Below are 26,240 nucleotides of genomic sequence, written 5' to 3'. Positions count from 1 at the left end.
GCCGGTCGGCGGCGGGCCCGGCGGAGATCGCCTGGGACCCGGCGCGCGGCGCGCTCGATCCCGCCGGGCTGGAGGATCTCGCGGCCCTCGTGCACCTGGGCGGCGCCGGCATCGCCGAGGGGCGCTGGACTCCGGCGCGCAAGCGCCTGCTGCGGGAGAGCCGCCTCGCCAGCACGGCCCTGCTCGCCGAGACTCTCGCGCGCCTGGCCCGGCCGCCGCGCGCGTTTCTCTGCGCCTCGGCGGTGGGCATCTACGGCGACGCCGGAGAGACGCCGGTCGACGAGGGGAGTCCACCCGGCCGGGGTTTCCTCGCCGAACTCGCGCGCGACTGGGAGGCCGCTTGCGCGCCGGCCCGCGCGGCGGGAATCCGCGTGGTCAACCTGCGCCTGGGCACCGTGCTCGCCCGGGAGGGTGGCGCCCTCGCGCGGCTCGCGCCGCTCGCCCGCCTGGGGCTCGGCGGGCCGCTGGGCAGCGGGCGGCAGTACCTGAGCTGGATCGCACTCGAGGACCTCGTCGCCGCCCTGCGCTTCTGCCTGGAGCGGGAGGACATCGCCGGTCCGGTGAATCTCGTCGCGCCGGACCCGCGCCGGCAGGTCGACTTCGCGCGGGCCCTGGGGCGGACGCTGGGGCGGCCGGCGCTCGTGCCGGCGCCGGGCTTCGCGCTCCGGCTGCTCCTCGGCGAGATGGCCGGGGAGCTGCTGCTCACGGGAGCCGCCGTGCGGCCGGCCCGCCTGGAGGCGGCCGGCTTCCGGTGGCGCTGGCCGCGCCTGGAAGGCGCCCTCGCCGACCTGCTGGGCCGCCCCTGACGCCGCCGGCGTCGCGCGGGCGCCGGGTTGGCGCCGCCGTGGGCAGCCCCTGAGCCCGCCACTGAGGGAATCACGCTAACTAATTGTCATCATGGTAGTTACCTTGGCTTACCCGTTGGTACGCTGGCTGCTCGCGCGCCGGCTGAGGTCTCGCCGTGCATCCCACTCCCGAGCAACTGGAGCTGGCCCACAGGCTCCTGTATCGCCCCGAGCGCCTGGCGGCCTTGGCCGGGGCCGGCGGCACGGGCGCGGACTGGCTGGCTGCCCTGCGCGCCGAAGACGCAGCCAGCGACCTGCCCTCGCCCGGCGCGCTGGCCGCCCAGAGAGCCTGCTGCCGCAGCCTGGACATCCGCGCCGTGCCCTTCGAGGCGGCGACCTACCCGGCGGCCCTGCGCCTGCTGCGCGAGCCGCCGCCGCTGCTCTTCTACAGGGGCCGGCTGCCGGCGGCGGCGGAGAGCCTGCTCGCTGTCGTCGGCAGTCGGCGCGCGAGCGCCGCCGGTCTCGAGATGGCGCGGCGCCTCGGCCGCGCCGCGGCGGCGGCGGGGCATCCCGTCGTCAGCGGCCTCGCGCGGGGCATCGACCAGGCCGCGCAGCGCGGTAGTCTGGAGCTGGGGCCGAGCTGGGCCGTGCTCGGCTGCGGGCTCGACCGGATCTACCCGCCCGAGGCGCGCAGCCTCGCCGAGGCCCTGGTCGCCGCCGGCCCCCTGCTCAGCGAGTTCCCGCCCGGCACGCCGCCCCTGCCCTTCCACTTTCCGCGCCGCAATCGCCTGATCGCCGCTCTCGGCGTGGGGCTGCTCGTCGTCGAGGCGGGGGCGGCCAGCGGCGCCTTGCACACCGCTCGCGAGAGCCAGGGCCTGGGGCGCGAGCTGGGCGCCGTGCCGGCGAATCCGCTGAACCCCTCGGCCGCAGGCAGCAACCGGTTGCTCGCCGAAGGCTGCCAGCTCATTCTCGGTCCGGAGGACCTGCCGCGCCTCTGGGGCGAGGCGGGCGCCGCGCCGGCGGGCGCGGGGACGGCGCCGGAGGCCTGGACGCCCGAGCGCTGCGGGCGCGAGGGCCTCCTCGACGCCGAGCGCCTTTCCGCGCGCGCCGGCTGGCTGCTGACGGAGACGCTCGCCCGGCTCGCCGAGTGGGAGCGCGAGGGCAGCATCGAGCGCCTGGCGGGCGGGCGCTTCCGCCTGGTCGCGGTTGCGGGGGAGGAAGCGGGGGGCTAGACTGCCGCCGCCATGCGCCTGAAGCACCGCATCGAAGCCGCGCTGGTCCGCGGCGGTCTCAGCCTGGGCAGTCTCTTCCCCTGGGGCTGGATCAGCGCCGAGGGCGCGGCGCTCGGCCAGCTCGCCTGGTGGCTGGGTATCCGCCGCGGCGTGACCCTGGCCAACCTGCGCCTCGCCCTCGGCGACGAGCGCAGCGAGCGCGAGCGCCGGCGCATCGGCGCCGCCTGCTACCGCCAGTTCGGGCGCAGCTATCTGGAGTACTTCGCACTGCCCGCCTTCCGGCGCCGCCGCCTGCTGGCGCGAATCGACTACGAGGGCCTCGACGAGCTCGCCGCCGCCCGGGCGGCCGGCAAGGGCGTGCTCTTCCTCGCCGCGCACTTCGGCAACTGGGAGCTGCTCGCCCTCGCGACGCAGGCGCGCGGCGTGCCCGTCCACCTGCTCGTGGGGGACCTCGCGAACCCGGCCGTCGACGCGGCGATGAACGACCTGCGCCGCTCGCTCGGCTTTTCTGTCGAGCACCGCGGCATGGGCCTGCGCGGGGTGATGAAGGCCCTGCGCGCGGGCGGCGGCATCGGTGTCCAGGGCGACCAGGAGGCGCGCTGGCCCGGCATCCTCGTGCCCTTCTTCGGGCGCGAGAGCCTGACGCATCCGGGCACGGCCTTCCTCAGCCTGAAGACGGGCGCGCCGATCGTCCCCAGCTACCTGCTGCGCGAAGGCCGGCGCTTCCGCGTCGTCTACGAGGCGCCGCTCTGGCCGGCGGGCGAGGCGGACGCCGACGCCGTCGCCCGCCTGACCGCCGCGCACACGGCGCGCTGGGAAGCGATCATCCGCCGCCATCCCGAGCACTGGTTCTGGCTGCACCGGCGCTGGAAGCGCGCCCCGCGCGGGGAGGATGGCCTGCCGCGTCGCGCGGCGAGCCCGGGCGCCGCGGCCTAGGCGCGGCCCGTCTCGGGACCGAAGCCCACCGTCGGCGGCTGCACCGCCGGTTCGGGCAAGGCGCCGTGCAGTTCCTCGAAGCGCTGCACGTGCTGGGCGAGGCCGCGCAGGAGGGCCTTCACGTTGGCCGGCGCCATGATCACGCGCGCGCTCACCGTGGCCTTGGGCCGGCCCGGCATCAGCCGCGCGAAGTCGAGGATGAACTCGTTGCTCGACTGATTGATCAGGGTGATGTTCGCGTAGTGCTCGGTCGCGGACTCGAGATCGATCTCGATGCGCTTGACGGGGCCGGTCGTCTTCGTCGGCTCGCTCATGACGTCCTCTCGGTGCGGGGTGGCAGGGGCCGGGCGGCCCACCGCGCGGGGATGAAAGCACGCGCGCTGGGCCCGCGCCAGCCCCTTTCTTGACACCCCCTGGGGCCGATGATAGCTTGCGCCGCAGCCGCGCCCGCGCCGCCCGCCACCGACGCCATTCCCGAGGCCGACATGGAGCCCGTCACCCCCAGCCTGGATCGCCTGCGCCGACTGCTGGACGCCATGCAGGGTCTGCCCGTGCTCGTCCTCGGCGACCTGATGCTGGACCGCTACCTCAAGGGCAGCGTCGAGCGGATCAGTCCCGAGGCGCCCGTGCCCGTGGTCGCCGTGCGCGAGCGCGAGCAGCGCCTGGGCGGGGCGGCCAACGTGGCGCGCAACCTGGCCGCTCTGGGGGGCGCGCCGCGCCTCGTCGGTCTGCGCGGCGCGGACGAGGCGGGCGCTGAGCTGGTCGCAGCCCTCGCGGCCGCCGGCATCCCCGCCGAGGACCTCGTCGTCGAGTCCGGCCGGCCGACGACGGTCAAGACGCGCATCCTCGGCGCCGGCCAGCAGATCTGCCGCGTGGACAGCGAGGAGCGCCGTCCGGCGACGGGCGAGGCGCTCGCCGCCCTCGAGGCCCGCGCCTGCGCGCTGCTGGGCGAGGCGCGCGCCCTCGTGCTCTCGGACTACGGCAAGGGTGTGCTCGTCGACGCGCTCGTCACGGCCCTCGTCGCGGCGGCGCGCGCGCGCGGCGTGCCGGTGATCGTCGATCCGAAGGAGGGGCACTTCGCCGCCTATCGCGGCGTCGACCTCGTGACGCCGAACAAGGCCGAGGCGGGCGGCTCCTTCGGCCTGCCCATCCGCAGCGAGGCCGACCTGGAGCGCGTCGGCGCCGGCCTCATGGCGCGCCTGGAGCTGAAGGCGCTGATGATCACGCTCGGGGAGGGGGGCATTGCCCTCTTCACGGCGGCCGGTCCGTCCCGCCGTTTCCCGGCCAAGGCGCGGCGGGTCTTCGACGTCACGGGCGCCGGCGACACGGTGGTGGCCACGCTCGCACTCGCCCTGGCGGCGGGCGCCAGCCTCGAGGAGGGCGCCGTGCTCGCCAACCACGCGGCGGGCGTCGTCGTCGGCGAGGTCGGCACCGCGGCGGTGACGCCCGGCGAGCTGCTCGCCGCCCTCCTCGACGACGCCCTGCGCGAGGCCGGGGCGCCGGAGAGCGAGGCCCCCGTCCTCGGCCGCGCCGCGGCGGTGGCCTGGGCCGAGCAGGCGCGGGCGCGCGGGCAGCGGGTCGTCTTCACCAACGGCTGCTTCGACGTGCTGCACGCCGGACACCGGGCGCTGCTCGCCGAGGCGGCGGCGCAGGGCGAGCGGCTGATCGTCGGCCTGAACAGCGACGCTTCCGTGCGGCGGCTCAAGGGCCCGACCCGGCCCGTGAACGGCGAGGCGGATCGCGCGGCGCTGCTCGCGCACCTGCGCTCGGTGGACGCCGTGACCCTCTTCGACGAGGACACGCCGCTCGCGCTCATCGAAGCGCTGCGCCCGGACGTGCTGGTCAAGGGCGGCGAGTACGCGGAAGCCGAGATCGTCGGCGCCACCGCGGTGAAGGGCTGGGGCGGGCGCGTGCACCGGGCGGGCATGCTGACGGGCTACTCGAGCACGGCGACGATCGCGAAACAGAAGGACGGCCAGGCGCGCGGCTCAGGCTAGCCGCCGCGCGGGTCCCAACGCAGGAGCGACGAGTGAAGATCCACGAGTACCGGGCCAAGGAGCTCTTCCGGCGCCAGGGCATCCCCGTGCCCGACGGCTTCGTCGTGGGCACGCCGGAGGAGGCCAAGGAGCGCGCGCGCGAGCTCGGCGGGCCGGTCGTCATCAAGGCCCAGGTCCTGGTCGGCGGCCGCGGCAAGGCGGGCGGCGTCAAGCTGGCCAGGCAGCACGACGAGGTGCGCGACAAGGCCGACCAGATCCTCGGCATGGAGATCAAGGGCCTCACCGTGCGTCGCCTGCTCGTGACGCGGGCGGTGGACATCGCCCAGGAGTACTACCTCGGCATCGTCCAGGACCGCGCGGCGCAGCGGGCGACCTTGATGGTCTCCGCCGCGGGCGGCGTCGACATCGAGGAGGTGGCGGCGAAGACGCCGGAGCAGATCATCAAGCTGCGCCTCGATCCGGTCGCCGGCCTCAGCCCGCACGAGGCGCGGCACGTGGCCTTCCAGGTCGCCTCGGGTCGCATCGCGCTGCGGATGGCCGACGTGCTGACGCGCCTCTGGCAGGCCTACGCCGACAGCGACGCCACGCTGGCGGAGATCAACCCCCTCGTCGTCACGCCCACGGGCGAGGTCTGGGCCGTCGACGGCAAGATGGTCCTGGACGACAACGCCCTCTACCGCCAGAGCGAGATCGCCGGCTGGCGCGATCCCGCCGAGGCGACGCCCGAGGAGGACGAGGCCCGCCTGGCCGGTCTCAGCTTCGTCAAGCTCGAAGGGGACGTCGGCTGCCTCGTCAACGGCGCCGGCCTCGCGATGGCGACGATGGACCTCGTCGCCCACTACGGCGGCCAGCCGGCGAACTTCCTCGACATCGGCGGCAGCTCGCACCCGGACAAGGTGGTGCGCGCCCTGGACATCATCACCCGCGACCGCAACGTGAAGGCGATCCTCTTCAACATCTTCGGCGGCATCACCCGCTGCGACGACGTCGCGCGCGGCATCATCGAGGCGAAGGCGAAGACGGGCATCCACCTGCCCATCGTCGTGCGTCTGGTCGGCACGAACGAGGACGAGGCGCGGCGCCTCCTCGCCGAGACGGATCTGGTCGCCGCCGAGAGCATGGACGAGGCGGTGCAGAAGGCGATCGCCCTCGCCAAGGGGGCTGCGGCATGAGCATCTTCGTGGACCAGGCGACGCGCCTGATCGTGCAGGGGATCACCGGCCGCGACGGGGGCTTCCACACCGAGCAGATGCAGGCCTACGGCACCCGGGTCGTCGGCGGCGTCACGCCGGGCAAGGGCGGCCAGCAGGCCTGCGGCGTCCCCGTCTTCGACACCGTCAGCGAGGCCGTGCGCGCGACGGGCGCCAACGCGAGCGTCATCTTCGTGCCGGCGAACGTGGCCGCCGACGCCATCCTCGAGGCGGTGGCGGGGGGCATCCGAACCGTCGTCTGCATCACCGAGGGCATTCCGGTGCGCGACATGAACGCGGTGATGCCGCGCGTGCGCGCGGCGGGCGTGCGGCTCATCGGCCCCAACTGCCCGGGCCTGATCTCGCCGGGCCAGTGCAAGGTGGGCATCCTGCCCGGCAACATCGTCAGGCCGGGCAAGGTGGGCCTCGTCAGCCGCTCGGGCACCCTGACCTACGAGGTGGTCTACCACCTGACCGCGGCCGGGCTCGGCCAGTCGACCTGCATCGGCATCGGCGGCGACCCGGTGATCGGCACGAACTTCATCGACTGCCTGGCCGCCTTCCAGGCCGATCCGGCCACCGCAGCCGTCGTCATGATCGGCGAGATCGGCGGCACGGACGAGGAGGAGGCCGCCGCCCACATCAAGGAGAAGGTGACGCTGCCGGTCGTCGCCTTCATCGCCGGTCGCACGGCGCCGCCCGGCAAGCGGATGGGCCACGCGGGCGCCATCATCGCCGGGGGCTCGGGCACCGCGGCCGACAAGATCGCCAGCCTGCGCGCGGCGGGTGTGCCCGTGGCCGAGATCCCCAGCCAGATCGTGCCGCTGCTGGCCGCTCAATACAAACCCTGACCCCTGCCCGCGAGGAGAATCCGTGAGCCAGACCTATCTAATGATCAAGCCCGAGCTGGTGGCGGCCCAGACCATCGGCGAGATCCTCGCCATGCTCACCGCCAACCGCTTCCGGATCACGGGCCTGGAGCTGAAGCGCCTGACGGCCGCACAGGTGGGGGCCTTCTACGCCGAGCACCAGGGCAAGGCCTTCTACGGGGACCTCGTCGCCTACATCACGAGCGGACCCATCGTGGCGGTCCGACTCGAGAAAGACAATGCGGTCAAGGACTTACGTCTTCTAGTCGGGGCCACGAACCCGGCCGAGGCGGCGCCGGGCACGATCCGCTACCTCTATGGCCAGAGCCTGCAGACCAACGGCGTGCACGCCAGCGACTCGGACGCCTCGGCGGCGCGGGAGCTGGGCATCGTCTTCGGCGGCTGAACCGGCCTGCGGGGCAAGGCCTTGACAATGGGGGAGTTGCGGACTAAGATGCGCCATCTTGCCCGGACCGGCAGGCGCCCGTGAGAATCCTGCTCAGCGGCATCAGGGAACACCGCGAGGAGTTCCGCTTCACCGCGCCCCTGTGCCTGGAAGACCTGGGCGACCGCGCGGGCGAAGGCGAAGCCGAGTTGCGGGTGACCGTGGATCCGGCCGGGCAGCGCTGGACGGTGCGCGGCGAGGTGGAAGCGCGCTTCCCCTTTCGCTGTGACCGCTGCGATCGGCCCTTCACCGGCCGGCTGACGGGCGACTTCCAGCTTCTGGTGCTGGCGGCGGCTACCCCGGATCTCGACCCCGAGGAGTCCGACGAGGTCGTGGTCCTGCCCGCGGGCAGCCAGGAGTTGGATCTGACGGGTCCGCTGCGCGAAGCGCTCTGGCTGGATCTGCCGATCCAGCTCAGCTGCGAGGCGGCAGGCGCCGGTCCCTGCCCCGGCCCGCCGGGCGCCGCGACCGGCGAGGGCCGCGCGGATGAGGAGCGGGACCCCCGCTGGGGGCCGCTCGCGGAACTGAAGCGGCGTCTGGAAGCCGAGCGCGAAGGCGAGGCGCTTCCCGGCGACGACACCGGAAAGGACTGAACGATGGGTCTCCCCAAGAAGCGCAAGAGCCGCTCGCGCTCGCGCATGACGCGGGCCGTCTGGCTCGCCGCCGCGCGCACGCCCAGCCTGGTGCGCTGCAAGCACTGCAGTCAGATGAAGCCCAGCCACCGGATCTGCCCGAACTGCGGCTGGTACGCGGGCCGCCAGGTGCAGACGGTCGAGGCGGACTAGGCGGCGTGAAGCTCGCCCTGGATGTGATGGGAGGCGATCACGGGCCGGCGGTGCTGGTTCGCGGCGCCCTCCGCGCCCGGCGCGAGCTGGAGCCGGCGCCGACGCTGCGGCTCTACGGCGAGCCGACAGCCATCGCCGAAATCCTGAGGTCGGCGGGCGAGTCGGCGGACAGTTTCGAGATCGTGCCCACCAGCGAGTCCATCGAGATGCACGAGTCGCCGGCCACGGCGGTGCGGCGCAAGAAGGACTCGCCGATCGTGCGCGGCATGCAGGACCTCAAGGCCGGCGCCGTGGACGGCATTGTGAGCGCCGGCTCGACGGGCGCGATGGTGGCCGGGGCGATGCTCTACCTCGGCGCGCTGCCGGGCGTGCTGCGGCCGGCCATCGCCACCTGGTTCCCGAGCAAGGCGGGCGGCTGCGTCCTGCTCGACGTGGGCGCCAACTCCGACAACAAGCCCGAGCACCTCGCGCAGTTCGGCGTCATGGGGCGGCTCTTCGCCGAGGCCGTGCTACGCCGCGAGAATCCGCGCGTCGGCCTGCTCAACATCGGCGAGGAAGCGAGCAAGGGCAGCGAACTCTACACGCGGGCCCATGAGCTGCTCGGCCGCGCGCCCGTCGACTTCGTCGGCAACGTGGAGGGCGCCGGCATCCTCGCGGGCGAGGCCGACGTGATCGTTTGCGACGGCTTCACCGGCAATGTCGTCCTCAAGCTCGCCGAGAGCATGGTCGGCTACACGACGCGCCTGCTGATGGGCCGGATGAAAGAGACCGTGCTCACCAGCTTCGCCGGCAAGCTCGGCGTCCTCCTGGCCCGCGGCGGCCTGCGCGAGGGCGAGCGGCGCATCCGCAAGGACCTCGACTACGCCGAGCACGGCGGCGCGCCCCTGATGGGCGTGGCCGGCACGGTCATCATCAGCCACGGCAAGAGCAACGAGCTGGCGATCATGAACGCCCTGCGCACGGCGCTGCGTTTCCAGGAACTGCACACCGCCGAGCGCACGCAGGGGCTGCTGGGCAAGCTCCAGGGGGAGAGCCTTGGCGCCTAGACTCAGCGCGCAACTCGTCGGCACCGGCAGCGCGGTGCCTGAACGCGTCCTCGGTAACGAGGAGCTGAGCCGCCTGGTCGAGACCAGCGACGAGTGGATCACCACGCGCACCGGCATCAAGACGCGCCACATCGCGGCCGATCACGAACGCAACAGCGACTTCGCCGCCCTCGCCTGCGAGCGCGCCCTCGCGGACGCCGGCTGCCCGGCCGAGACGGTGGATTACGTCTTCGTCGGCACGGTGACGGGCGATCTCATCTTTCCGAGCACGGCCTGCCTCGTGCAGGCGAAGATCGGGGCCCACAACGCGGCGGCCTGGGACCTCTCCGCCGCCTGCAGCGGCTTCCTCTTCGGGCTCGAGCAGGCCGCCGCCCTGCTCGAGACGGGCCGCGGCAGGCGGGCGCTGGTCGTCGGTTCGGAGCTGCTCAGCCGCCTCACCAACTGGCAGGACCGCGCGACCTGCGTGCTCTTCGGCGACGGGGCCGGCGCCGTCCTCCTCGAAGCACGGCCGGTCGACGGCCGCGGCATCCTCGCCAGCGTCAGCCGGAGCGACGGTCGCCTCGCCGAGCTCCTGAACGCTCCCCAGGGCGGCAGCGCGGAGCCGCCGACGCCGGCGATCATCGCGGCGCGGACGAACAAGATCCAGATGAAGGGCAACGAGGTCTTCAAGCACGCCGTGCGCAACATGGCCGCCGCCGCGCAGCAGACCCTCGCGGCCGCCGGTCTGAGCGCGGCGGACCTCGCGCTCTTCATCCCGCACCAGGCGAACATGCGCATCATCGACGCGATCGGCGAGCGGCTGGCGATCCCCGCCGAGCGGGTCTACGTCAACATCGCGGAGTACGGCAACACGAGCGCGGCCTCGATCCCGATCGCGTTGGACGAGGCGCGGCGGTCAGGCCGCATCGGTCCCGGGGACTACGTGCTGATGGCGACCTTCGGCGGCGGCCTCACCTGGGGCGCCACGCTGATGAAGCTGTGAGGGAGGGCACCGTGCGCAGACCGCTCCTGTTCCCCGGGCAGGCCTCGCAGTTCGTGGGCATGGGCCGGGAGCTGAACGACGAGGACCCCGAGAGCGCCCGCTTCTTCGCCGAGGCCGAGGGCGTGACGGGCCTGCCCCTGCGCGACCTCTGTTTCGCGGGGCCGCTGGAGCGCCTCACCGAGACGCGCCACGCGCAGCCGGCCATCCTGATGGTCAGTCTCGCCTGCCACGCCTATCTCGCCCGCCGCGGCCTCGCGCCCTCGGTGGTGGCAGGCCACAGCCTGGGCGAGTACAGCGCCCTCGTCGCGGCCGGCGTGCTGGCGCCCCTGGACGCCCTGCGCCTGGTCGCCCTGCGCGGGCGCTTGATGTTCGCCAGCGGCGAGGCCGTGCCCGGCACGATGGCCGCCGTGCTCGGCCTCACGCGCGAGGCGGTCGCGCGCTGCTGCGCCGAGGCGGCCGCGGGCGAAGTGCTCGCGCTCGCCAACCTGAACAGCCCGGACCAGCTCGTGATCAGCGGCGCCGTCGCCGCGGTCGAGCGCGGCATGGCGGCCTGCAGTGCGGCGGGGGCGCAGAAGGTGGTCCCGCTCACGGTGAGCGGCGCCTTTCACTCCGCCCTGATGGCGCCGGCGGCAGCGGCGCTCGGCGAGGCCCTGCGCGCGACACCCTTCGCGGATGCGCAGTCGCCAGTGATCCCCAACGTCACGGCCCAGCCGGAGACCCGCGGCGAGCGCCTGCGCGCTCTGCTCAGCGAGCAGCTGACACGTCCCGTGCTCTGGTCGGACTCCATGCTGGCGCTGCGCCGGCTCGACGGCGCGGATCCCCTGGAGATCGGTCCGGGCAAGGTGCTCATGGGCCTCATGCGCAAGATCGACCGCGAGACGCGCGTGACGGCGCTGGGCGACAAGGCCGCGCTGGACGCCTGGCTGGCCGGCGCGAGCGCCGGCGCGGCCTAGGTCGAGGAGGGGGCATGGACAGCGGCATTGCGGGCAAGCTCGCCCTCGTGACCGGGGGTTCGCGCGGCATCGGCCGGGCCATCGTCGTCGCCCTGCGCGGCGAGGGCTGTCGCGTCGCGCTCGTCGCCAGCAGCGAGGAACGCGGCCGGGCAGCGGCCGCCGAGCTCGGCGGCGGGCCCGACCTCGGCGGCTACGGCGGCGACATCGGCGACGGCGAGGCGGTGGCCGCGCTCGTCGCGCGCATCCGCGAGGAGATGGGCGAGGTCGACTTCCTCGTCAACAACGCCGGCCTCACCCAGGACAACCTGCTCGCGCGGATGAAGGCCGCGGAGTGGGAGCGCGTGCTGGCCGTCAATCTCGGCGGCGCCTTCCACTTCGCGCGGGCGCTGGCGCGGCCCTTCCTGAAGCGAGGCGGGCGCATCGTCAACATCACGAGCGTGGTCGGCCAGATCGGCAATGCGGGCCAGGCCAACTACGCGGCGAGCAAGGCCGGCCTGATCGGGCTGACGAAGAGCCTGGCCAAGGAGCTGGCGCCGCGCGGGGTGACCGTGAACGCGGTGGCGCCGGGCTTCATCCGCACGGACATGACGGCGACGCTCAGCGCAGAGGTGCAGAAGCAGCTCCTCGCCGGGATTCCGCTCGCCAGTCTGGGCGAACCGGAGGACGTGGCCGCTGCCGTGCTCTTCCTGCTCGGCCCCGGCGGGCGCTACATCACGGGGCAGGTCATCGCCGTCAACGGCGGCATGGCGATGTGAGGTTTTGCATTTGACAGGGGGATGGCGATCCCCTAAGCAGTTGGCAATTCCAGACGGGGGGCGGAGGCTCCCCGCGGACCCGAGGAGGTTCGTCCCATGGCTTCGATCGCAGAGCGCGTCCACCAGATCATCGAGAAGGAACTGGGCGTCAATCCGGAGCAGATCACGCCGAGCGCCTCCTTCATCGAGGACCTGGGCGCCGATTCCCTCGACACCGTCGAGCTGGTGATGGCCTTCGAGGAGGAATTCGGCATGGAGATCTCCGACGAGGACGCCGAGAAGCTGACGAACGTGCAGGCGGTGATCGACTATCTCACGGCCGCCCTGCCCGAGGCCTAGTCCCGCCGCCGCCCGCCGCCCGAGCGGCGGGAAGCCGCGGACCGGAGGGGATGTCGCATGGACCGCCGCGTCGTCATCACGGGCCTGGGCCTGATCAGCCCGGTCGGCAAGGACCGCGAGGCCACCTGGCAGGGGCTGCTGGCCGGCCGTTCGGGCATCGGACGGATCACGGCCTTCGACACCGAGGGCTACGCGTCCCGCCTGGGCGCCGAAGTCAAGGACTTCGACCCCGGCGAGATCGTCGAGCCCAAGGAGCGCAAGAAGACCGACCGCTACGCGCAGTTCGCGCTCGTGGCCGCCGAGGAGGCGATGGCCCAGGCCGGGCTGCTCGCCGAGCCACCGGCCGGCGAGCGCATGGGCGTCATCATCGGCTCTGGCATCGGCGGCATGCTCACCTTCGAGGAGGAGCACAGCACCCTCATCGCGAAGGGCCCGCGCCGCGTGAGCCCCTTCTTCATCCCGATGATGATCGGCGACATCGCCACCGGTCTCGTCTCGATGCGCTACGGCCTGCGGGGGCCCAACTTCGGCGTCGTCAGCGCCTGCGCGACGGGCGCGCACGCGATCGCCGACGCGGCGCTGCAGATCCGCGCGGGCCGTGCGGACCTGATGCTGGCCGGCGGCGCCGAGGCGACGATCTCGCCGATGGCCCTGGCCGGCTTCGGCAACATGAAGGCCCTCTCGACGCGCAACGAGGAGCCCGGGAAGGCCTGCCGCCCCTTCGACGCCGAGCGCGACGGCTTCGTGATGGGCGAGGGCGCGGGCGTCCTCGTGCTCGAGGACTACGCGCACGCCAAGGCGCGCGGCGTGCGCATCTTCGCCGAGCTGCTCGGCGCCGGGCTCACGGCGGACGCGCACCACATCACGGCGCCCGACCCCGAGGGCCGCGGCGCGACGCAGGCGATGCGCCTGGCGCTCGCCGAGGCCGGCCTGCCGGGGGCGAGCGTCGGCTACGTCAACGCGCACGGGACGAGCACGCCCTACAACGACCGCATCGAGACGCTGGCGATCAGGACGGCGTTCGGCGCCCACGCCGAGCGGCTCAAGATCAGCAGCACGAAATCGATGACGGGCCACCTGCTCGGCGCGGCCGGCGGGCTCGAGGCGGGGATCACGGTCCTCGCGCTGGAGCGCGGCGAGATTCCGCCGACCGTCAACTACGAGCACCCCGATCCCGACTGCGACCTCGACTACACGCCCAACCGCGCCGTCAAGCAGGCGGTGGAGACGGCGATCAGCACCTCGCTCGGCTTCGGCGGCCACAACATCGTGCTCCTGCTGGGGCGGGCGCCCGGCGAGCGCTAGGGGCGCCCGGTTCCCGCCGGCCGGAACGGCAAGGAAGGCCCGCCATTCGCGCCTGGTTCCGCAAGCTCTTCCCGGGGAAGCTCCCGCCCACGCTCGAGGAGGCCGATCGCGCGCCCCTCGCCGCCTTCCAGGAGCGCCTCGGCTACCGCTTCAAGGATCCCGCGCTGCTGCTGCTCGCCCTCACCCACCGCTCCTGGGCCTTCCAGGAGGGGATGGAGCGCGAGGCGAGCAACGAGCGCCTGGAGTTCCTCGGTGACGCGGTGCTCGGACTGGCGATCAACGTCGCCCTCGTCGCCGAATTCCCGGAGGAGAACGAGGGCACCCTGACCAAGCTCAAGAGCCTGCTCGCGAGCCGCGTGGTGCTGGCCAGCGTCGCCGGCGACCTCGGCCTGGGCGCCGTGCTGCGCCTGAGCGCCAACGAGGAGGAGACGGGCGGCCGCACGCGCGACTCGATTCTCGCCGACGCCTTCGAGGCCGTCCTCGGCGCGGTCTACCTGGACGGCGGCCTGCTCCCGGCCCGCAAGCTGGTTGCCTCCCGCGTGCTCGCCCGCAAGGAGGAGTTCCTGGCCGACGACAGCCACCGCAACTTCAAGTCCCTGCTCCAGGAGCGCGTGCAGTCGGTCTACAAGCTGCCGCCGCGCTACCGCGTCGAAGCGACCTGGGGGCCGGACCATTCCAAGGACTTCGAGGTGGAGGTGCTCGTGCAGGGGCAGGTCGTGGGCCGGGGCAGTGGCCGCAGCAAGAAGGACGCGGAGCAGGACGCGGCCCGGGCCGCGCTCGCCCGCCTCGGCGAGGGCGAGGCGGGCTTCCCCGAGTTGCCGCCGGCGGCGACGGAGTCCGGGGAATTCTCTTGACGGCGCCTGCGGCGCTTCGACAAGCTTTTGCGAGGTCGCGCCGGCGGGAGGACGGCCGGCCAGCGTCGAAGTGAGATCAGCGTGAACAGAGCCACACTCCGCCAGCACGTCCTCGTTCTGGACGCCGGCTATCAGCCCGTGAACATCGTCAGCGCGCGGCGCGCCCTGGTGCTCCTGGTGAGCGGGCGGGCGGTGGCGGTGGAGGAGTCCGCCCTCGTCGTGCGCTCGGCGGCGGCCGAGTGGCGCCTGCCGCGCATCATCCGCCTCTTCATCGCCATCGCGCACCGGGTCTACAAGGTGGTGCGCGTGCAGCTCAACCGGCGCAACCTCTACGCGCGGGACCGCTGCAGCTGCCAGTACTGCGGTGGCACGGCGGGGCCCTTCACGATCGACCACGTCGTTCCGCGCAGCCGCCAGACGCCGGAGTTCCCCCGGGGCGGCGCGACGAGCTGGGAGAACTGCGTGACCTGCTGCGTGAGCTGCAACCACCGCAAGGGCAACCGCCTGCCGGCCGAGGCCGGGATGCGCCTGCTCGCGGCGCCGCGCGAGCCGCGCTGGCTGCCGCCCCTGCTCTTCCGGCGCTTCCTCGGCGACGCGATGCACCAGAGCTGGGAAGCCTACCTCTACCAGCGATGAGGGTCGCACGCCGGCGGTGGACCGCCGCCGCGGTTGCCGCGGCGCTCCTGGCCGAACCGTCCGGCCGCGGGTCCCTCCGCGCGCAGGACCTGGTGCGCTTCCAGATCTGGACCGCCGACTCGCTCGCCCTCGTCGGCGGCTACCTGCGCACGCCCTCCGGCGCGCAGCCGCGGCCCATCGCCCTGCTCCTGCACGATCGCGGCGTCGCGGGTGGCTCCCTGGCGAGCCTCGGCGGGACCTTCCAGGCCCTCGGCGTCGAGGTCCTCCTGCCCGACCTCCGGGGCGAAGGCCAGAGTCGGGTCAGCGTTGCCGGGCCCGTGCCGCCAGCCCCGCGCTGGGATGGGCCCGCCCGCGCCCTCCTCGCTCGCGATCTCGAGGCCCTCTTCGCCTTCGTCGATCAGCAGCCGGGTCTGGCCGGCCGCCCCTGGCTGCTGGCCGCCGAGGGCGAAGCAACGGCGCTGGCGCTCGAGCTGCTCGCGGGGCCCCGGGGCGGCCGCTTCGCGGGCGCCCTGCTGCTGTCGCCCCTGGCGCCGGCCGATCTCGACTCCCAGGCCGCCCGCGCGCCGCAGCCCGTCCTGCTCGCGGTCTGCGACCAGGACGCCGAGTCCCTCGCCGCGGCGCGAGCCCTCGCGGCAGCGCAGCCGGGCCCGGCCCGGCGCTTGGAGCGGCTCGACTGCCGCAGCCGCGGCGCGTGGCTCCTCGCGGCGCGGCCGGCGCTGCCGGCCGAGTTCCTCCGCTGGCTGGCAGGCGAGCAACCCTAGCGCGGCGCGGGGGCCGCCGGTCCCGCAGCGACGAAGTCGGCCAGAGCCTCGGCGAGGGAGGCCAGGCGTCCGACGAGGATCCGCTCGGGGCGATCGTGCACCGTGTTGTAGTCGGCGTGGAAGCCGCCGAAGAGGAAGTGCGCCGGGACGCCGGCCTCCACGAAGGCGCGGTGATCGCCACCGAGGGCGAACATTGGGCCCTCGCCCCGCTGCACCTGGAAGCCCCGGGCGGCCAGGGCTGCGTCCAGGGCACTGTCGCCGGACGCCGAGGTCCAGTGGATCATCAGGCGTGGGTTGGCGGCGGCCGGATCGCGGAGCTGACGGTAGCTCATCGCGCCGGCGCGGCCCACGGAGTCGAGATTGATCGCGAGCGCGGGCGGGTCCCAGCGCGCGAGGTAGGCCTTGGCGCCGAGCATGCCGAGCTCCTCGGCATCGGTGAATAGGAAGCGGACCTCGGCCGCCAGGGGCCGGCCGGCGAGCAGGCGCGCGACTTCGAGGAGGACGGCCACCCCGCTCGCGTTGTCGTCGGCGCCCGGGAAGACGCCCTCGGGACCCTCGCCGAGATGGTCGTGGTGGGCGCAGAGCAGCACGACGGGCGCCGTCTCCGCCGGCGCCGCCGAGGCGCGCAGGCGCCCGGGGGGAGTGACGCCCCGGTGAGCGAGAGCCTGCCCGCCGGGCAGCGCGAGCCGCCAGCCGATCGGCTGGGCGGTCGCGCCGGCGAAGACGCCGGGCGCGGCCGGACCGTCGGCGAAGGCGAGCAGGGGCGCCGGCGCTTCGCCCGCGAGGGCGTAGACCCGCGGGTCGCGGCCCTGGCTGCGCGCCCGATGCCGGGCCAGGATGCCGGCGGAATCGGCCGGGTGCGGCACGAGCAGCAGGCCGAGGGCGCCCGCGGCCCGCACCTCTTCCAGGAGGGCGTTTGGTGAGAAGCTCTCGGCGCCGGCCGAGGCGGCCGGACCCTGGCGCACGACGAGGGCGCCGCGCGCGGTGAGCGGGAGCGGCCCGCCGGCGGGCCAGGGCGCGAGCCGGACAGCGCCGAGGGGGGCGCCAGGTGCGGAGGGGCTGAGCTGAAGCGGCGTCACCTTGCCTTCCGGATCGAGCAGGCGGCCGCGCAGGCTGTCCAGCGCCAGGCCCTGGACGGCGAAGGGGGCCGCGTAGGTCTCGGCTCCCGGCAGCGGCTCCAGGCCGAGCGCGACCAGGCGCGCCGTCAGCGCGCGGCGCGCGGCCTCGATGCCCGGGCTGCCGCTGCGGCGACCGGCGCAGGCGGGCGCGCAGAGTTCGTCGAGGGTGGCGCGCAGACGAAGCGTGTCGGCGGCGAGCGGCTGGGCCGCCGAGGGGCGGGCGGCGAGGGCGCCGAGCAGGGCGAGGCTGAGCGCGAGGCGGCGGGCGGGGGCGGCAGGCGGCTGGACCATGGCGCGGCTCCGGCTGGGGTGGATCCCGAATGCCTAGCGCAAGGCGGGCGCGCCCGCAAGTGGTGAAAATCCCCCTTGCTCGGAGCGCGGACGGGCAATAGACTGCTTGGGTCCCCACGGCTCCGAAAACGATGGTACGGCGCGCGTTTGCGCGCCCGGCAACGAGGTGGATGGCGATGCGGCCGAGTCTCCTCTGGCGGCGCCCCGGTCTGACGGGGGCTTTCGTCCTGTTCGCGCTGCTCCTGGCGCTCGGCGCCTGCTCCGACGACGAGTCGAAGGGGCCCACGGGCGCGGGCGGCACGGGGCTCGCGCCCCTCAGCGCGAACTTCCTGCCCCTCGCCGCCGGCGAGTGGTGGAACTTCGTCCGCAAGGAGGAGGGGGTCTTCAGCCCCGACACCACGCTCGACTACTTCGATCCCCGCCTGCCGTCGGGCAACACCCGCTGGGAGTGCAGCGCGGGCGGCGCCGGGGGCGACCTCGCCCTCCTGGGGCGCACGACCGGGCGGGCGGATCTCGGCGGCCAGCTCCGGCACGAGCTGACCGTGTACCTCGATGCGACCAGCGGCGGCTACGATGTCGTCGGCGAAGGGGGCGCCACCGACAGCAGCTTCGCCTTCGGCGAGGGCCTGCCCTACGCGTGGATTCGCTTCGGCACGCTGCGCTGGGAGGCCTTGCTCGCCGACTACAGCGACGAGAGCATGCCGGTGGACTACGCCGGCGATGAAGTCGGCAAGGTCCTCGTCAACGAGGCGGTCGGCTTCGACTATCCGCGCCGCCTCTACGACGGCACCAACCAGCCCGGCAACACGCCCTGGGATCCCTCGGACGTCGATCACGACACCTACGTCGACGGCATCGCTGCCGTGCGCATCGTCGGCGAGGTCATCGCCGCGGAGAATTTCGCCTACGCTTCGGTCGGCGCCGAGGTGGACTCGCTCTTTCCCGATCTCGCGGACACGGTGATTCCGAGCTGCCGCTGGGTGCGCGTCAGCCTCGAGGCGGATCTCCACCTGAGCAACCAGCGCAATCCGAACACCGAGCCCGGCGAGAGCGCGATCCCGGAGGAGTACATTCCCGAGCGCGCCCGCACGCGCATCGCCCGCCGCGACCTCGGGCTCTACCTCCTCGCCCCCGATCTCGGCCCCGTCGTCGTGATCACCTTCCGGGATCTCGACAAGACGGTGAAGGTGGGGGATCCGGACGAGCCGGACCTGGTCTTCCAGCCCGACCTCGCCCAGTTCGACTACCTGCTGGACAGCAGCCTGCTCGACTAGTCCCCGGACCCGCTCGCCAGCGGTAGGGGCCTGAAGGGCGAAGGGCCGCGGACGATGTCCGCGGCCTTCGCGTTGAAGGCCGCCCAGTTCGCCGCGCCCTTCTCCGGCGAGCACGGCATCGGCATCCGGGTGCATGGGGCGCTTCTAGCGCGGCAGGGGGGGGGCCAGATCCGCTTCTTGTTTACTCCGGTCGCAGGACTCGCTATGCTCCCCTGCTTGCCAGCGCGGAAGGGGTGCGGACATGGCGATCTCGGAGCGCAGGGACCTGGTACCGGCGGCGGCGATCCTCGCCCTCGGTCTCGTCGTCGGCCTCGCCCTGGCAGGGCGCTTCATCGGCGGCGGGGTCGCGCGCTTTCGCTCCGAGACGCGAACGGTGACCGTCAAGGGACTGGTCGAGAAAGAGGTCAAGGCCGACCAGGCGACCTGGACCCTCTACTTCCGGCGCGCCGGCGCGGACCTCAAGGAAGCCCACGCCCGCATCAGCGCCGACCGGGAAGCCGCTGTCGCCTTCCTGGTTGCGCAGGGCTTTCCCTCCGAGGCGATCAGCCGTCAGGGCACGCGGATCATCGACAAGCTGGCTCGCGAGTACGGCGAGAACCAGGCCGGCGATCGCTTCCGCTACGTGCTGACCAGCTCCGTCCAGGTGACGACGCCGGATGTCGACCGCATCGCGAAGGCGGTCGGGGCGACGGAGAGCCTCGTCGCGTCGGGCGTCGTCCTGGACGGCGAGCAAGGAGGCTTCGCCAATCCGCGCTACGCCGTCACCGCCTTCGGCGCCCTGCGGCCACAGCTCCTCGCCGAGGCGACCGCCAACGCCCGCGAGACGGCGCGCCAGTTCGCGGCCGACGCGGGGGCCGCGGTGGGCCGCATTCGCACGGCGAACCAGGGCGCGATCCAGATCTTCGGCAGCGACGGCAACGACGAGTCGGCGCCCTACAGCCCGACGAGCACGCCGCTCAAGAAGATCCGCGTGGTCAGCACCTTCGAGTTCGAGCTGCGCTGAGGCGCGCGGTGGGCGAGGCCTGCAGCTTCTGCGGCAGCCGCGAGTCAGCGGCCTTCTGCCAGCTGGCCGGCCTGGATCCGGGCCAGGATCGGGCCGCGATTTCCGTCAGCCGCTACGGGGATCGGCAGACCGTCTTCCAGGAAGGGAATCCGGCGCTGGCCGTCTTCTGCGTGCGCTCGGGCATCGTCAAGCTGAGCAAGACCAGCGCGACGGGCGATCCCCTGATCATCCGCCTGCTCGGGCGGGGCCGCCTGCTCGGCTATCGGCCGCTGCTGAGCGGGGAGCCCTTCGCCGCCAGCGCCGAGGCGGTGGGCGAGCTCGAGCTCTGCACCATCCCCGGCGACTACTTCCATCGGCTCCTCGCGCAGTCGCCCGGCTTCTGCGCCCGCCTGCTCGCCCTGATGGCCAGGGAGCTGCGCGTCTCCGAGGAGCTGCTGCTGGCCCTCGCCCACGAAAACGTGCGCACGCGGACCGTGCGGCAGCTCCTGGCCTTCCTGGCCGACACGGGGATGGGCCTGGAGAGCGGCGCGGCGGTCACCGTGCCCCTCTTGCGCCGCGAGCTGGCGCAGATGGTCGGCACGAGCCCGGAGACGCTCTCGCGCGTCCTGCATCGGCTCGCCCGAGAAGGCGCGCTGCGTCTGACGCGCTCGGGGATCTGGGTGCAGAACCCACGCCGCCTGCGGGCGATTCTCGGCGATCGGGCCTAGAGCAGGAGGGCGGCCTCCAGGCGCAGGCTGCCGCCGAGTTCGTGGAAGAGATAGGCGGCGTCGAACTGGAAGCGACGGCCGCCCTCGAGGCCGGCGCCCAGACCGAGGCCGGCGCTGAGGAAGCGCTGCTCCTGGGTCGCGAGGCGCTGGCTCAGCCCCCCGCGCAGCGCGAGCACCGCATGCGGCCGCCACTCGACGCCGAGGGCCGCCTTGTGCGCGCGCTCGGCCTCGAGGGCGACTTCGAGGTCTGCGGCGAGGCTGAGGGCGCCCGCGTCGACGCCGAGGCCCGCGCGCAGCGTCGGCGGCACGCCCTCGTGATAGGCGCCCAGGCCGCTGCTCTGCCAGCGCAGGTCGCTGGCGAGTTCCTCCACGAAGAGCCCGTAGCGGGCGCTGCCGCGCCGGAGCTGGAGACCCAGGTCGATGGCGCCCCCGTAGGCGCTGCCCTCGATGCCCGGTAGATCGCCCTCCGGTCCGAAGGCGGCGTGGCGCAGCTTGAGCGCCAGCCCGAGCGCGAGCGCGCCGAAGCGGCCGTCGCCGAGGGGACGGCCGCCGGCAATCAGCAGCGTGTTCTCGCGCAGGAGCGCGTCGCCGCTCGACAGCAGGCCGAGGCCGAAGCCGGCGCCGCCGAGGCGGCGCGCCGCGGCGAGGTAGTAGGTCGGCACGAGGCCGAACTGCTCGGTCTGCAGCGCGGAGAGCTCGGGCCGGACGAGGCCGCCGAGCCCTGCGGGATTGCCGCTGAGATCCGCGGCGCGGCCGAAGCCGGCCGCCGCGGCGCCGCCCATGCCCATCGCGCGGGCGCTGAGGCCGATGTCGGCGAAGGCGCCGGGCAGGGCGCTCTGGCCGGCGCGCGCGGCCGGCGCGAGCGCAAGCAGGAAAGCGAACGCGGCGACGCCGCGCCGCAAGGTTCCGTAGGCGAGCATGGCGTGGGGCCTCCTCGTCATTTCACCAGGACGACCTGCAGGATGCGCTCGGCTGCCTCGCCGCCGTCCTCGACGCGGATGCGCAGCAGGTAGCGGCCGTTCCGGGCCAGCTCGCCGGCCTGTGTGAGGCCGTCCCAAGCGAGCCTGTGCTCGACGCCGACGGCCAGGGCCTGCCTGCGCAGGAGTCGGCACACGGGGTCGCCGAGCAGGTTGAAGACCTCCACGTCGACGAGGGGTGCGGCCATCGTTTGGCTGCTCACCGTGAAGCGCAGCTCGAGGGGAGCGAGGGCCGGACTGAAGGGATTCGCGGAGAGTCGAGCCTCGCCGACCCCGAGGGGCGCGTTGGCGACGAGCAGAGCGTAATCGGAGAAGTGCGCCAGCGCGCGGCTGAGCCCCTGGGTGCCCTTCGTGCCCGGCAGCGCCGTCCACGCGAGGCCGCTCGGGTCCCACCAGCCCAGCGCGAGGCGCTCGTTGAACAGCGGATTGGGAACGGGCAGCGTTAGAGTCGGCTGCGCGCTGTCCGCGAACGCGAGCCCGCTGGGGAGGAAGCGGTAGAGCTCGCCCTCAACACGATAGCTCCCGGCGCGCCGCTTGAGCGGCGTCGGCGTCTCGCGCCGCAGGCCGATGCGGGTCGCCTGGCCGAGAGCGCCCGCAGGCACGCGCAGGCGCAGGCCGGCGCCGTCGTCCAGCGCGCGCGCCGTCTGCGGTGTCAGGCGGGCGCCGACGGTGACCGCGCGTGCGGCCCCGAGACCGCTGGCCGCATGCCGAGCGCGCAGCGTGGCGGTGCCCAGGAAGTCGGCGCGCGCCGCGAAACGGCCGCTGGCCGTATCGAAGGTGCCGGCGCCAGGCGGCTCCAGGCTCCAGATGAGCGGGTAGTCCAGCGACTCGCCGTCGGCAGCCCGCTGCGCGCCCTGGTAGATCGCGCTCTGGCCGCCCTCGAGCTCCTCGAGGCCGCTGATCGCGAGGCTCGCGAGCGGAGTCGGCACCAACTCGAAGTCATAGGGACCGAGCACCTGGCCTTCGTCGACGCGCACGCTCTGCTGGCGCGGGAGCGTCAGGCAGCCGTCGACGCGGCAGACCAGCAGGAAGTCTCCGGGCGGCAGCGCCTCGAGGCTGTACTCGCCCAGGGCGCTCAGCGCGAGCGCGCGCAGGGGACCGCCCTCGGCGGGGATGGCCTGCAGCGCGCTGCCGAGCGGCAGCCGGCCGCTGCCCGGAGTGTCGGCGACGAGGCTGCCGTAGACGGTCGCGCCGGCCGGCTCGAGGCTGAGGGCGAGCGGCGCGCCGTCGGGCGCGAGGCCGGCGACGCTGAGTGCCGCCCAGCCGGGCCCGTCGGCGTGCAGGGTGTAGAGCGAAGCGCGCGGCAGGGCGCCGATCGCAAAGGCGCCCCCGGCATCGCTGCGCGTTTCGGCGTAGACCCCGGCGCCGTCGACCGCGCTCACGAGGGCGCCGGCGACGGGCGCGCCGTCAGTCGCGCTGGTCAGGCTGCCGCGCAGCCGGCCATCGTCCGGGACGAGCCGCAGCAGGAGCGGCTCGCCCCCCGGCAGGAGGTCTCGCAGCGGGTTGCCGCCGAGGACGGAGTGGCCGGCCAGGCTGAGATAGAGATCCAGCGGCGCGAGCGGGTCCAGGCCGCCGAGCGCGAAGTCGCCGTTCGCCGCGCTGAGCGTCTGGGCGACGAGCGCCGCGCCCGCCCGGAGCTGCAGGCTGGCGCCGCCCAGGCCGGCGCCCGCGGAATCGAGCACGCGCCCCGCGAGCGTGCCGAGCAGGCGCTCGAGGGCAAGGGACAGCGCAGCGTCCTCTTCCTCGGCGAGCGCGAGGCTCTGGCTGAGCGGCGCGTACCCGAGCTTGCTGGCGCTGAGGGTCGAGGCGCCGGCCAGGAGACGCGGCAGCAGGAAGGCGCCAGTCGCGTCGCTGAGCGCCGACCCGCTCGCGGCGCCGCTCACCGTGAGGAGGACCCCGGCCAGCGGCGCGCCTTCGCCATCCCGGATGCTGCCGGCGAGGCGCGCGAAGCGCGCGTCGAGGACGATGTCCAGGCTGCTCGCGCCGTCCGGCAGGGCGAGCGCGCTGCTGTAGGGCGCGTAGCCCGGGGCGCCGACGCTGAGGGTCGCCGGGCCCGTCGCGCAGGCGAAGGCATACCGGCCGGCGGCGTCCGTCAGGCACTGCAGGCTGTCGCCTGCGCTCGGCCGCAGCGCGATGCGCAGCCCCGCCAGGGCGAGGCCGCTCTCGTCGCGCACGCAGCCGCCAAGCGCTGCGGCCTGGGGGCTGAGCGCGAAGTCGCCGCTCCAGGCGCTGCCATCGGCGAGCAAGGGAGTCTGCGCGGTGGCGGTGGCGTGCCCGCTCTTCAGCGCGCTCAGCGCCCAGTTCTGGCCGCCCGGCAGGAGCAGGGCCCAGCTGCCGTCGGCCGCGCTGCTGGTCGTGAAGTCGCCCTGGGCGGAGGCGGCCGCCAGCAGCGCGCCGCCGAGTGCGGCGCCGCTGCCCGCGACCACCACGCGTCCGGCGAGCCGCGCCCCGGCGGGCGTGAGGAGGAGGTCCTGTCCCGGCAGGGTCTGCCCGGCGGCCAGCGTGAGGGCGAGGGGCGCGCCGGCGATGAAGCAGCTCTTGCTCGCACTGAGGGTGTAGGCGCCCGGCGGAGCGCTGATCGCGAAGTCGCCAGCGGCGCCGCTCGTGCGCTCGGCGGTGAACGCCGGGCCCGCGAGCTGCAGCAGGGCCCCGGCCACCGGCGCTCCCTCCGCCAACACGCGGCCACTCACCGTGGCGGCGCCGGGCGTGAGGGCGAGCGCAACCCCGTTCACGGTCTGCCCCAACGCCAGGCTCAGGAGCACCGCCGCGCTCGTGTAGCCCGTGCGGAAGGCCTCGAGCCGGTGTTCCCCAGCAGCGAGGGTGAGGCTGAAGCCGCCGTCCCAGGCACTGGTGGCGGTGGCCGCCCCGGCGCTGACCGTGGCCCCCGCCAGCGGCTGGGTCCCGTCCGTGACCTGGCCGCTGACGGCGCAGGGATCGGCGACCAGCAGAAGGGCGAGGCCGCTCTGCTCCGCGCCGGCGGCGAGGGTGAGCTGCAGGGGCGCGGCGCCGCTGTAGCCGGCCTTGCTTGCCGTCAGCGTCCAGGTACCAGCCGGCAGGCTGAGCAGCCAGGCGCCCTGCGCGTTCGCGGTGACGGCCCGCGGCAGTCCGCTCGCCGGCGTTGCCGTGACGAGCGCGCCGCCGACGACACCCGCGGCCCCGCGCGTGTAGCCGCTGAGGATGGCCGCCTGGGCGTCCAGGCCGAGCGGGGGCGCGAGGCTCAGCTGCTGGCCAGGCGCGAGGCTGATCGGGCGCGGCGCCGGCGGAACGTAGCCGGGCTTGCTCGCCGTCAGCGTCCAGCTGCCGGCAGCGAGGTTGAACTGGAAGTTGCCGTCGGCGCCCGTGAGCGCGCTCTGGCTCCCCTCCGCGCCGGCGACGGTCACCGTGGCAGCGAGGATCGGCTGGCCGCCGGTGTTCCGCACGCTGCCGGCGAGCGAGCAGGCACTGGGGGCGAGGTGCAGCGGCGCCGGCAGCGTCTGGTAGGCGCCGGCCTGCGCGCTGAGGAGCAGGCTGTCGGCGCTCTGGTAGCCCGCGGCGGTGGCGCGCAGGCCCCACTGGCCGGGGGTCACGCCGAGCGAGAAGGCGCCACCGGCCGTGCTCGTGGCCAGGCGCAGCTCGCCCGTCTGCAGGTTGCGCGCGCGAACCTGGGCATGGGCGAAGGGCTGGCCGGCAGTGTCGCGCACGCCGCCGGCCAGGGTGGCCGGGCTCGCGGGCAGCACGAGCACCCGCTCGCAGGTGCCGTTCGCGTCGAGGGAGAACTCGGCGCTGGCGGTCTCGTGGCCGCCCTTGCTGGCCTCGACGCGGTAGGCCCCGGCGACGAGCTCCTCCTCCCAGCCGCCGCTGCTGCCGGTGATCACCGGCAGCGCGCTGCCGCCGCCGCCCAGCGGGGTGAGGACGACCTGCACGTAGGGGAGGGGCTGGCCGTGGCCGTCCTGCGTGTAGAGCGTCACCTGACCCATGGCGACGCGGTAGTGGAACTCGCGCGGGCTGCTCGCGGCGCCCTGGCCCGTGGCGTCGAGCGCGTAGACCTTCCAGCGGTAGCGCGAGTCGACGAGGAGATCGGCGGCCGGCAGGCTGAGCTGGGTCTGGCTCGTCACCTGTTCGAAGACGCTCACCGCGCCCTCGTTGCCGTCTTCGTCGACGATGCGGGTGAGGGTGAACTGGTAGTGCGACGCGCCCGTTGCGACAGTCCAGGCGAACTCGAGGGCCGGGGCGGCGAGGCTGTCGCCGGCCGCCGGCGCGAGCAGCTCCGGCGCCGCGAGACCGGCGCGCAGCGCGATGCGGAAGGCCGCCACCCCGGCCTGGCGGGTGCTCGTCAGGGCCGGGTTGTTGCCGTAGTTGTTGAGGACGAGCCAGTTGTACTCGGGTCCGGCGACCAGGGGCGGCGCATTGCCATTCGGGGCCGTGAAGACGCCGCTGGGATCGGCGGCGCCGTAGGCGATGGCGGTGCTCGGGGTGATCGCCTGCCAGATCAAGGAGGCGCCGACGATCACCGGGTCGCCCTCGGCGTTCTCCTCGATGAGGATCTCCTGGTCGCTGAAGAGCACGTGATAGTAAGGAACGCCGAGCACGGGCTCCCAGCGCAGCTGGACGCCCCCGGGCTCGAGCTCGCTGCCGTTGCCCGGGGCGATCAGGTTGGGCGCCGTCGCGGACTCGACGATGAGCGTGAAGGGCAGGCTGCTGCTCTCGCCGTCGAGGCTGACCAGGCGCGCGGCCCAGACACCCGCGCCCAGACCGAGGGCCGCGGGCACGAAGGCCAGGCGCCCCGGACCGCCAGCCGCGCCGGCCAGGGGCGACAGGGCATCCGGCGCGGGTCCCAGCTCCAGCTGGCAGCGCAGGGCTTCGGACCAGGCGATGATCACGCTGTCGGTCTGCGCGAGGAGACCCTGGGGCAGGCTCGTCGGGTGGAGGTCGCCGGCTGCGGCGGGCGCGGCGGCCGCGAGCGCGAGGCAGGCGGCGAGGCAGGCGGTGCGCGAGCTGGGCATGGGCATCTCCGGCGGTCC

The 26,240-nt window shown here is 74.1% G+C and carries 26 protein-coding genes and 1 pseudogene; 23 read left to right on the top strand and 4 right to left on the bottom strand.

What is annotated here, in order from left to right; all coding sequences use genetic code 11:
- From FJ251_01020 to FJ251_01010, 3 genes are all read left to right on the top strand, one after another.
- The coding region (locus FJ251_01020) for a TIGR01777 family protein (GenBank protein MBM4116319.1) at nucleotides 1–806 on the top strand (806 nt) is incomplete at its 5' end.
- A 155-nt stretch (nucleotides 807–961) separates the two neighbouring features.
- Complete coding sequence (locus FJ251_01015) at nucleotides 962–2,017, top strand: DNA-processing protein DprA (GenBank protein ID MBM4116318.1); 1,056 nt, start codon at nucleotides 962–964, stop codon at nucleotides 2,015–2,017.
- Between the two features lie 12 nt (nucleotides 2,018–2,029).
- Entirely contained in the window at nucleotides 2,030–2,953 is a 924-nt protein-coding gene (locus FJ251_01010; GenBank protein MBM4116317.1) for a lysophospholipid acyltransferase family protein, read from the top strand.
- Here the strand turns inward: FJ251_01010 and FJ251_01005 are convergent.
- Nucleotides 2,950–3,267, bottom strand: coding sequence for a DUF3467 domain-containing protein (locus FJ251_01005; GenBank protein ID MBM4116316.1), 318 nt, complete (start codon nucleotides 3,265–3,267; stop codon nucleotides 2,950–2,952). The genes FJ251_01010 and FJ251_01005 overlap by 4 nt on opposite strands.
- Nucleotides 3,268–3,489: 222 nt before the next feature.
- On the opposite strand from FJ251_01005, the gene rfaE1 reads away from it, so the two are divergent.
- From rfaE1 to FJ251_00930, 15 genes are all read left to right on the top strand, one after another.
- A complete protein-coding gene (gene rfaE1, locus FJ251_01000) occupies nucleotides 3,490–4,950 on the top strand; it encodes a D-glycero-beta-D-manno-heptose-7-phosphate kinase (GenBank protein ID MBM4116315.1) in 1,461 nt (486 codons plus the stop codon).
- Between the two features lie 32 nt (nucleotides 4,951–4,982).
- The gene (sucC, locus tag FJ251_00995) at nucleotides 4,983–6,122 is read left to right on the top strand and encodes an ADP-forming succinate--CoA ligase subunit beta (protein ID MBM4116314.1); all 1,140 of its coding nucleotides are present in this window, start codon (nucleotides 4,983–4,985) and stop codon (nucleotides 6,120–6,122) included.
- Nucleotides 6,119–6,991, top strand: coding sequence for a succinate--CoA ligase subunit alpha (gene sucD / locus FJ251_00990; protein ID MBM4116313.1), 873 nt, complete (start codon nucleotides 6,119–6,121; stop codon nucleotides 6,989–6,991). The genes sucC and sucD overlap by 4 nt, the downstream gene beginning before the upstream one ends.
- Before the next feature lie 40 nt (nucleotides 6,992–7,031).
- Entirely contained in the window at nucleotides 7,032–7,415 is a 384-nt protein-coding gene (locus FJ251_00985) for a nucleoside-diphosphate kinase (protein MBM4116312.1), read from the top strand.
- Between the two features lie 80 nt (nucleotides 7,416–7,495).
- On the top strand, nucleotides 7,496–8,047 hold the full coding sequence (locus tag FJ251_00980) for a DUF177 domain-containing protein (GenBank protein MBM4116311.1): 552 nt from the start codon (nucleotides 7,496–7,498) through the stop codon (nucleotides 8,045–8,047).
- A 3-nt stretch (nucleotides 8,048–8,050) separates the two neighbouring features.
- Complete coding sequence (locus FJ251_00975; GenBank protein MBM4116310.1) at nucleotides 8,051–8,239, top strand: 50S ribosomal protein L32; 189 nt, start codon at nucleotides 8,051–8,053, stop codon at nucleotides 8,237–8,239.
- 5 nt (nucleotides 8,240–8,244) lie between these two features.
- Nucleotides 8,245–9,285, top strand: a complete 1,041-nt coding sequence (gene plsX / locus FJ251_00970; GenBank protein ID MBM4116309.1) for a phosphate acyltransferase PlsX — start codon at nucleotides 8,245–8,247, stop codon at nucleotides 9,283–9,285.
- Nucleotides 9,275–10,267: a ketoacyl-ACP synthase III gene (locus FJ251_00965; GenBank protein MBM4116308.1), complete on the top strand. Its 993-nt coding sequence runs from the start codon at nucleotides 9,275–9,277 to the stop codon at nucleotides 10,265–10,267. The genes plsX and FJ251_00965 overlap by 11 nt, the downstream gene beginning before the upstream one ends.
- 11 nt (nucleotides 10,268–10,278) lie before the next feature.
- On the top strand, nucleotides 10,279–11,220 hold the full coding sequence (gene fabD / locus FJ251_00960; protein MBM4116307.1) for an ACP S-malonyltransferase: 942 nt from the start codon (nucleotides 10,279–10,281) through the stop codon (nucleotides 11,218–11,220).
- A 14-nt stretch (nucleotides 11,221–11,234) separates the two neighbouring features.
- Nucleotides 11,235–11,975 carry an SDR family oxidoreductase gene (locus FJ251_00955; GenBank protein MBM4116306.1) on the top strand — a complete coding sequence of 247 codons (741 nt, stop codon included), beginning with the start codon at nucleotides 11,235–11,237 and terminating at the stop codon, nucleotides 11,973–11,975.
- Between the two features lie 96 nt (nucleotides 11,976–12,071).
- A complete protein-coding gene (gene acpP / locus FJ251_00950; protein MBM4116305.1) occupies nucleotides 12,072–12,314 on the top strand; it encodes an acyl carrier protein in 243 nt (80 codons plus the stop codon).
- A gap of 57 nt (nucleotides 12,315–12,371) precedes the next feature.
- On the top strand, nucleotides 12,372–13,619 hold the full coding sequence (gene fabF / locus FJ251_00945; protein MBM4116304.1) for a beta-ketoacyl-ACP synthase II: 1,248 nt from the start codon (nucleotides 12,372–12,374) through the stop codon (nucleotides 13,617–13,619).
- Nucleotides 13,493–14,473: a ribonuclease III gene (gene rnc, locus FJ251_00940; GenBank protein ID MBM4116303.1), complete on the top strand. Its 981-nt coding sequence runs from the start codon at nucleotides 13,493–13,495 to the stop codon at nucleotides 14,471–14,473. The genes fabF and rnc overlap by 127 nt, the downstream gene beginning before the upstream one ends.
- Nucleotides 14,474–14,479: 6 nt before the next feature.
- Nucleotides 14,480–15,109 (top strand): HNH endonuclease, encoded by a 630-nt coding sequence (locus FJ251_00935; GenBank protein ID MBM4116302.1) that lies wholly within the window; start codon nucleotides 14,480–14,482, stop codon nucleotides 15,107–15,109.
- Between the two features lie 92 nt (nucleotides 15,110–15,201).
- Nucleotides 15,202–15,870: a hypothetical protein gene (locus FJ251_00930; protein ID MBM4116301.1), complete on the top strand. Its 669-nt coding sequence runs from the start codon at nucleotides 15,202–15,204 to the stop codon at nucleotides 15,868–15,870.
- On the opposite strand, the gene FJ251_00925 is transcribed toward FJ251_00930, so the two are convergent.
- The gene (locus FJ251_00925) at nucleotides 15,867–16,736 is read right to left on the bottom strand and encodes a Zn-dependent exopeptidase M28 (protein MBM4116300.1); all 870 of its coding nucleotides are present in this window, start codon (nucleotides 16,734–16,736) and stop codon (nucleotides 15,867–15,869) included. The two genes, FJ251_00930 and FJ251_00925, sit on opposite strands and share 4 nt — an antisense overlap.
- On the opposite strand from FJ251_00925, the gene FJ251_00920 reads away from it, so the two are divergent.
- The 5 genes and pseudogenes from FJ251_00920 to FJ251_00900 all read left to right on the top strand — a co-directional run bounded on the left by FJ251_00920 (nucleotide 16,708) and on the right by FJ251_00900 (nucleotide 20,263).
- Complete coding sequence (locus tag FJ251_00920; protein ID MBM4116299.1) at nucleotides 16,708–16,938, top strand: hypothetical protein; 231 nt, start codon at nucleotides 16,708–16,710, stop codon at nucleotides 16,936–16,938. The two genes, FJ251_00925 and FJ251_00920, sit on opposite strands and share 29 nt — an antisense overlap.
- Before the next feature lie 511 nt (nucleotides 16,939–17,449).
- Nucleotides 17,450–18,553: a hypothetical protein gene (locus FJ251_00915; GenBank protein ID MBM4116298.1), complete on the top strand. Its 1,104-nt coding sequence runs from the start codon at nucleotides 17,450–17,452 to the stop codon at nucleotides 18,551–18,553.
- A gap of 241 nt (nucleotides 18,554–18,794) precedes the next feature.
- Nucleotides 18,795–19,556 carry an SIMPL domain-containing protein gene (locus tag FJ251_00910; GenBank protein MBM4116297.1) on the top strand — a complete coding sequence of 254 codons (762 nt, stop codon included), beginning with the start codon at nucleotides 18,795–18,797 and terminating at the stop codon, nucleotides 19,554–19,556.
- Nucleotides 19,553–19,924: pseudogene (locus tag FJ251_00905) on the top strand (Crp/Fnr family transcriptional regulator). Before FJ251_00910 ends, FJ251_00905 begins: the two are co-directional and overlap by 4 nt.
- A 33-nt stretch (nucleotides 19,925–19,957) precedes the next feature.
- A complete protein-coding gene (locus FJ251_00900; protein MBM4116296.1) occupies nucleotides 19,958–20,263 on the top strand; it encodes a winged helix-turn-helix domain-containing protein in 306 nt (101 codons plus the stop codon).
- Here FJ251_00900 and FJ251_00895 read toward each other — a convergent pair.
- On the bottom strand, nucleotides 20,260–21,183 hold the full coding sequence (locus tag FJ251_00895) for a hypothetical protein (GenBank protein MBM4116295.1): 924 nt from the start codon (nucleotides 21,181–21,183) through the stop codon (nucleotides 20,260–20,262). The two genes, FJ251_00900 and FJ251_00895, sit on opposite strands and share 4 nt — an antisense overlap.
- 17 nt (nucleotides 21,184–21,200) lie before the next feature.
- A complete protein-coding gene (locus tag FJ251_00890) occupies nucleotides 21,201–26,228 on the bottom strand; it encodes a carboxypeptidase regulatory-like domain-containing protein (protein ID MBM4116294.1) in 5,028 nt (1,675 codons plus the stop codon).
- Nucleotides 26,229–26,240: the final 12 nt, after the last annotated feature.

The sequence above is a fragment of the bacterium genome (assembly GCA_016873475.1).
Taxonomy (GTDB): domain Bacteria; phylum Krumholzibacteriota; class Krumholzibacteriia; order JACNKJ01; family JACNKJ01; genus VGXI01.
This window is presented reverse-complemented; position numbering and strand designations above follow the sequence as displayed.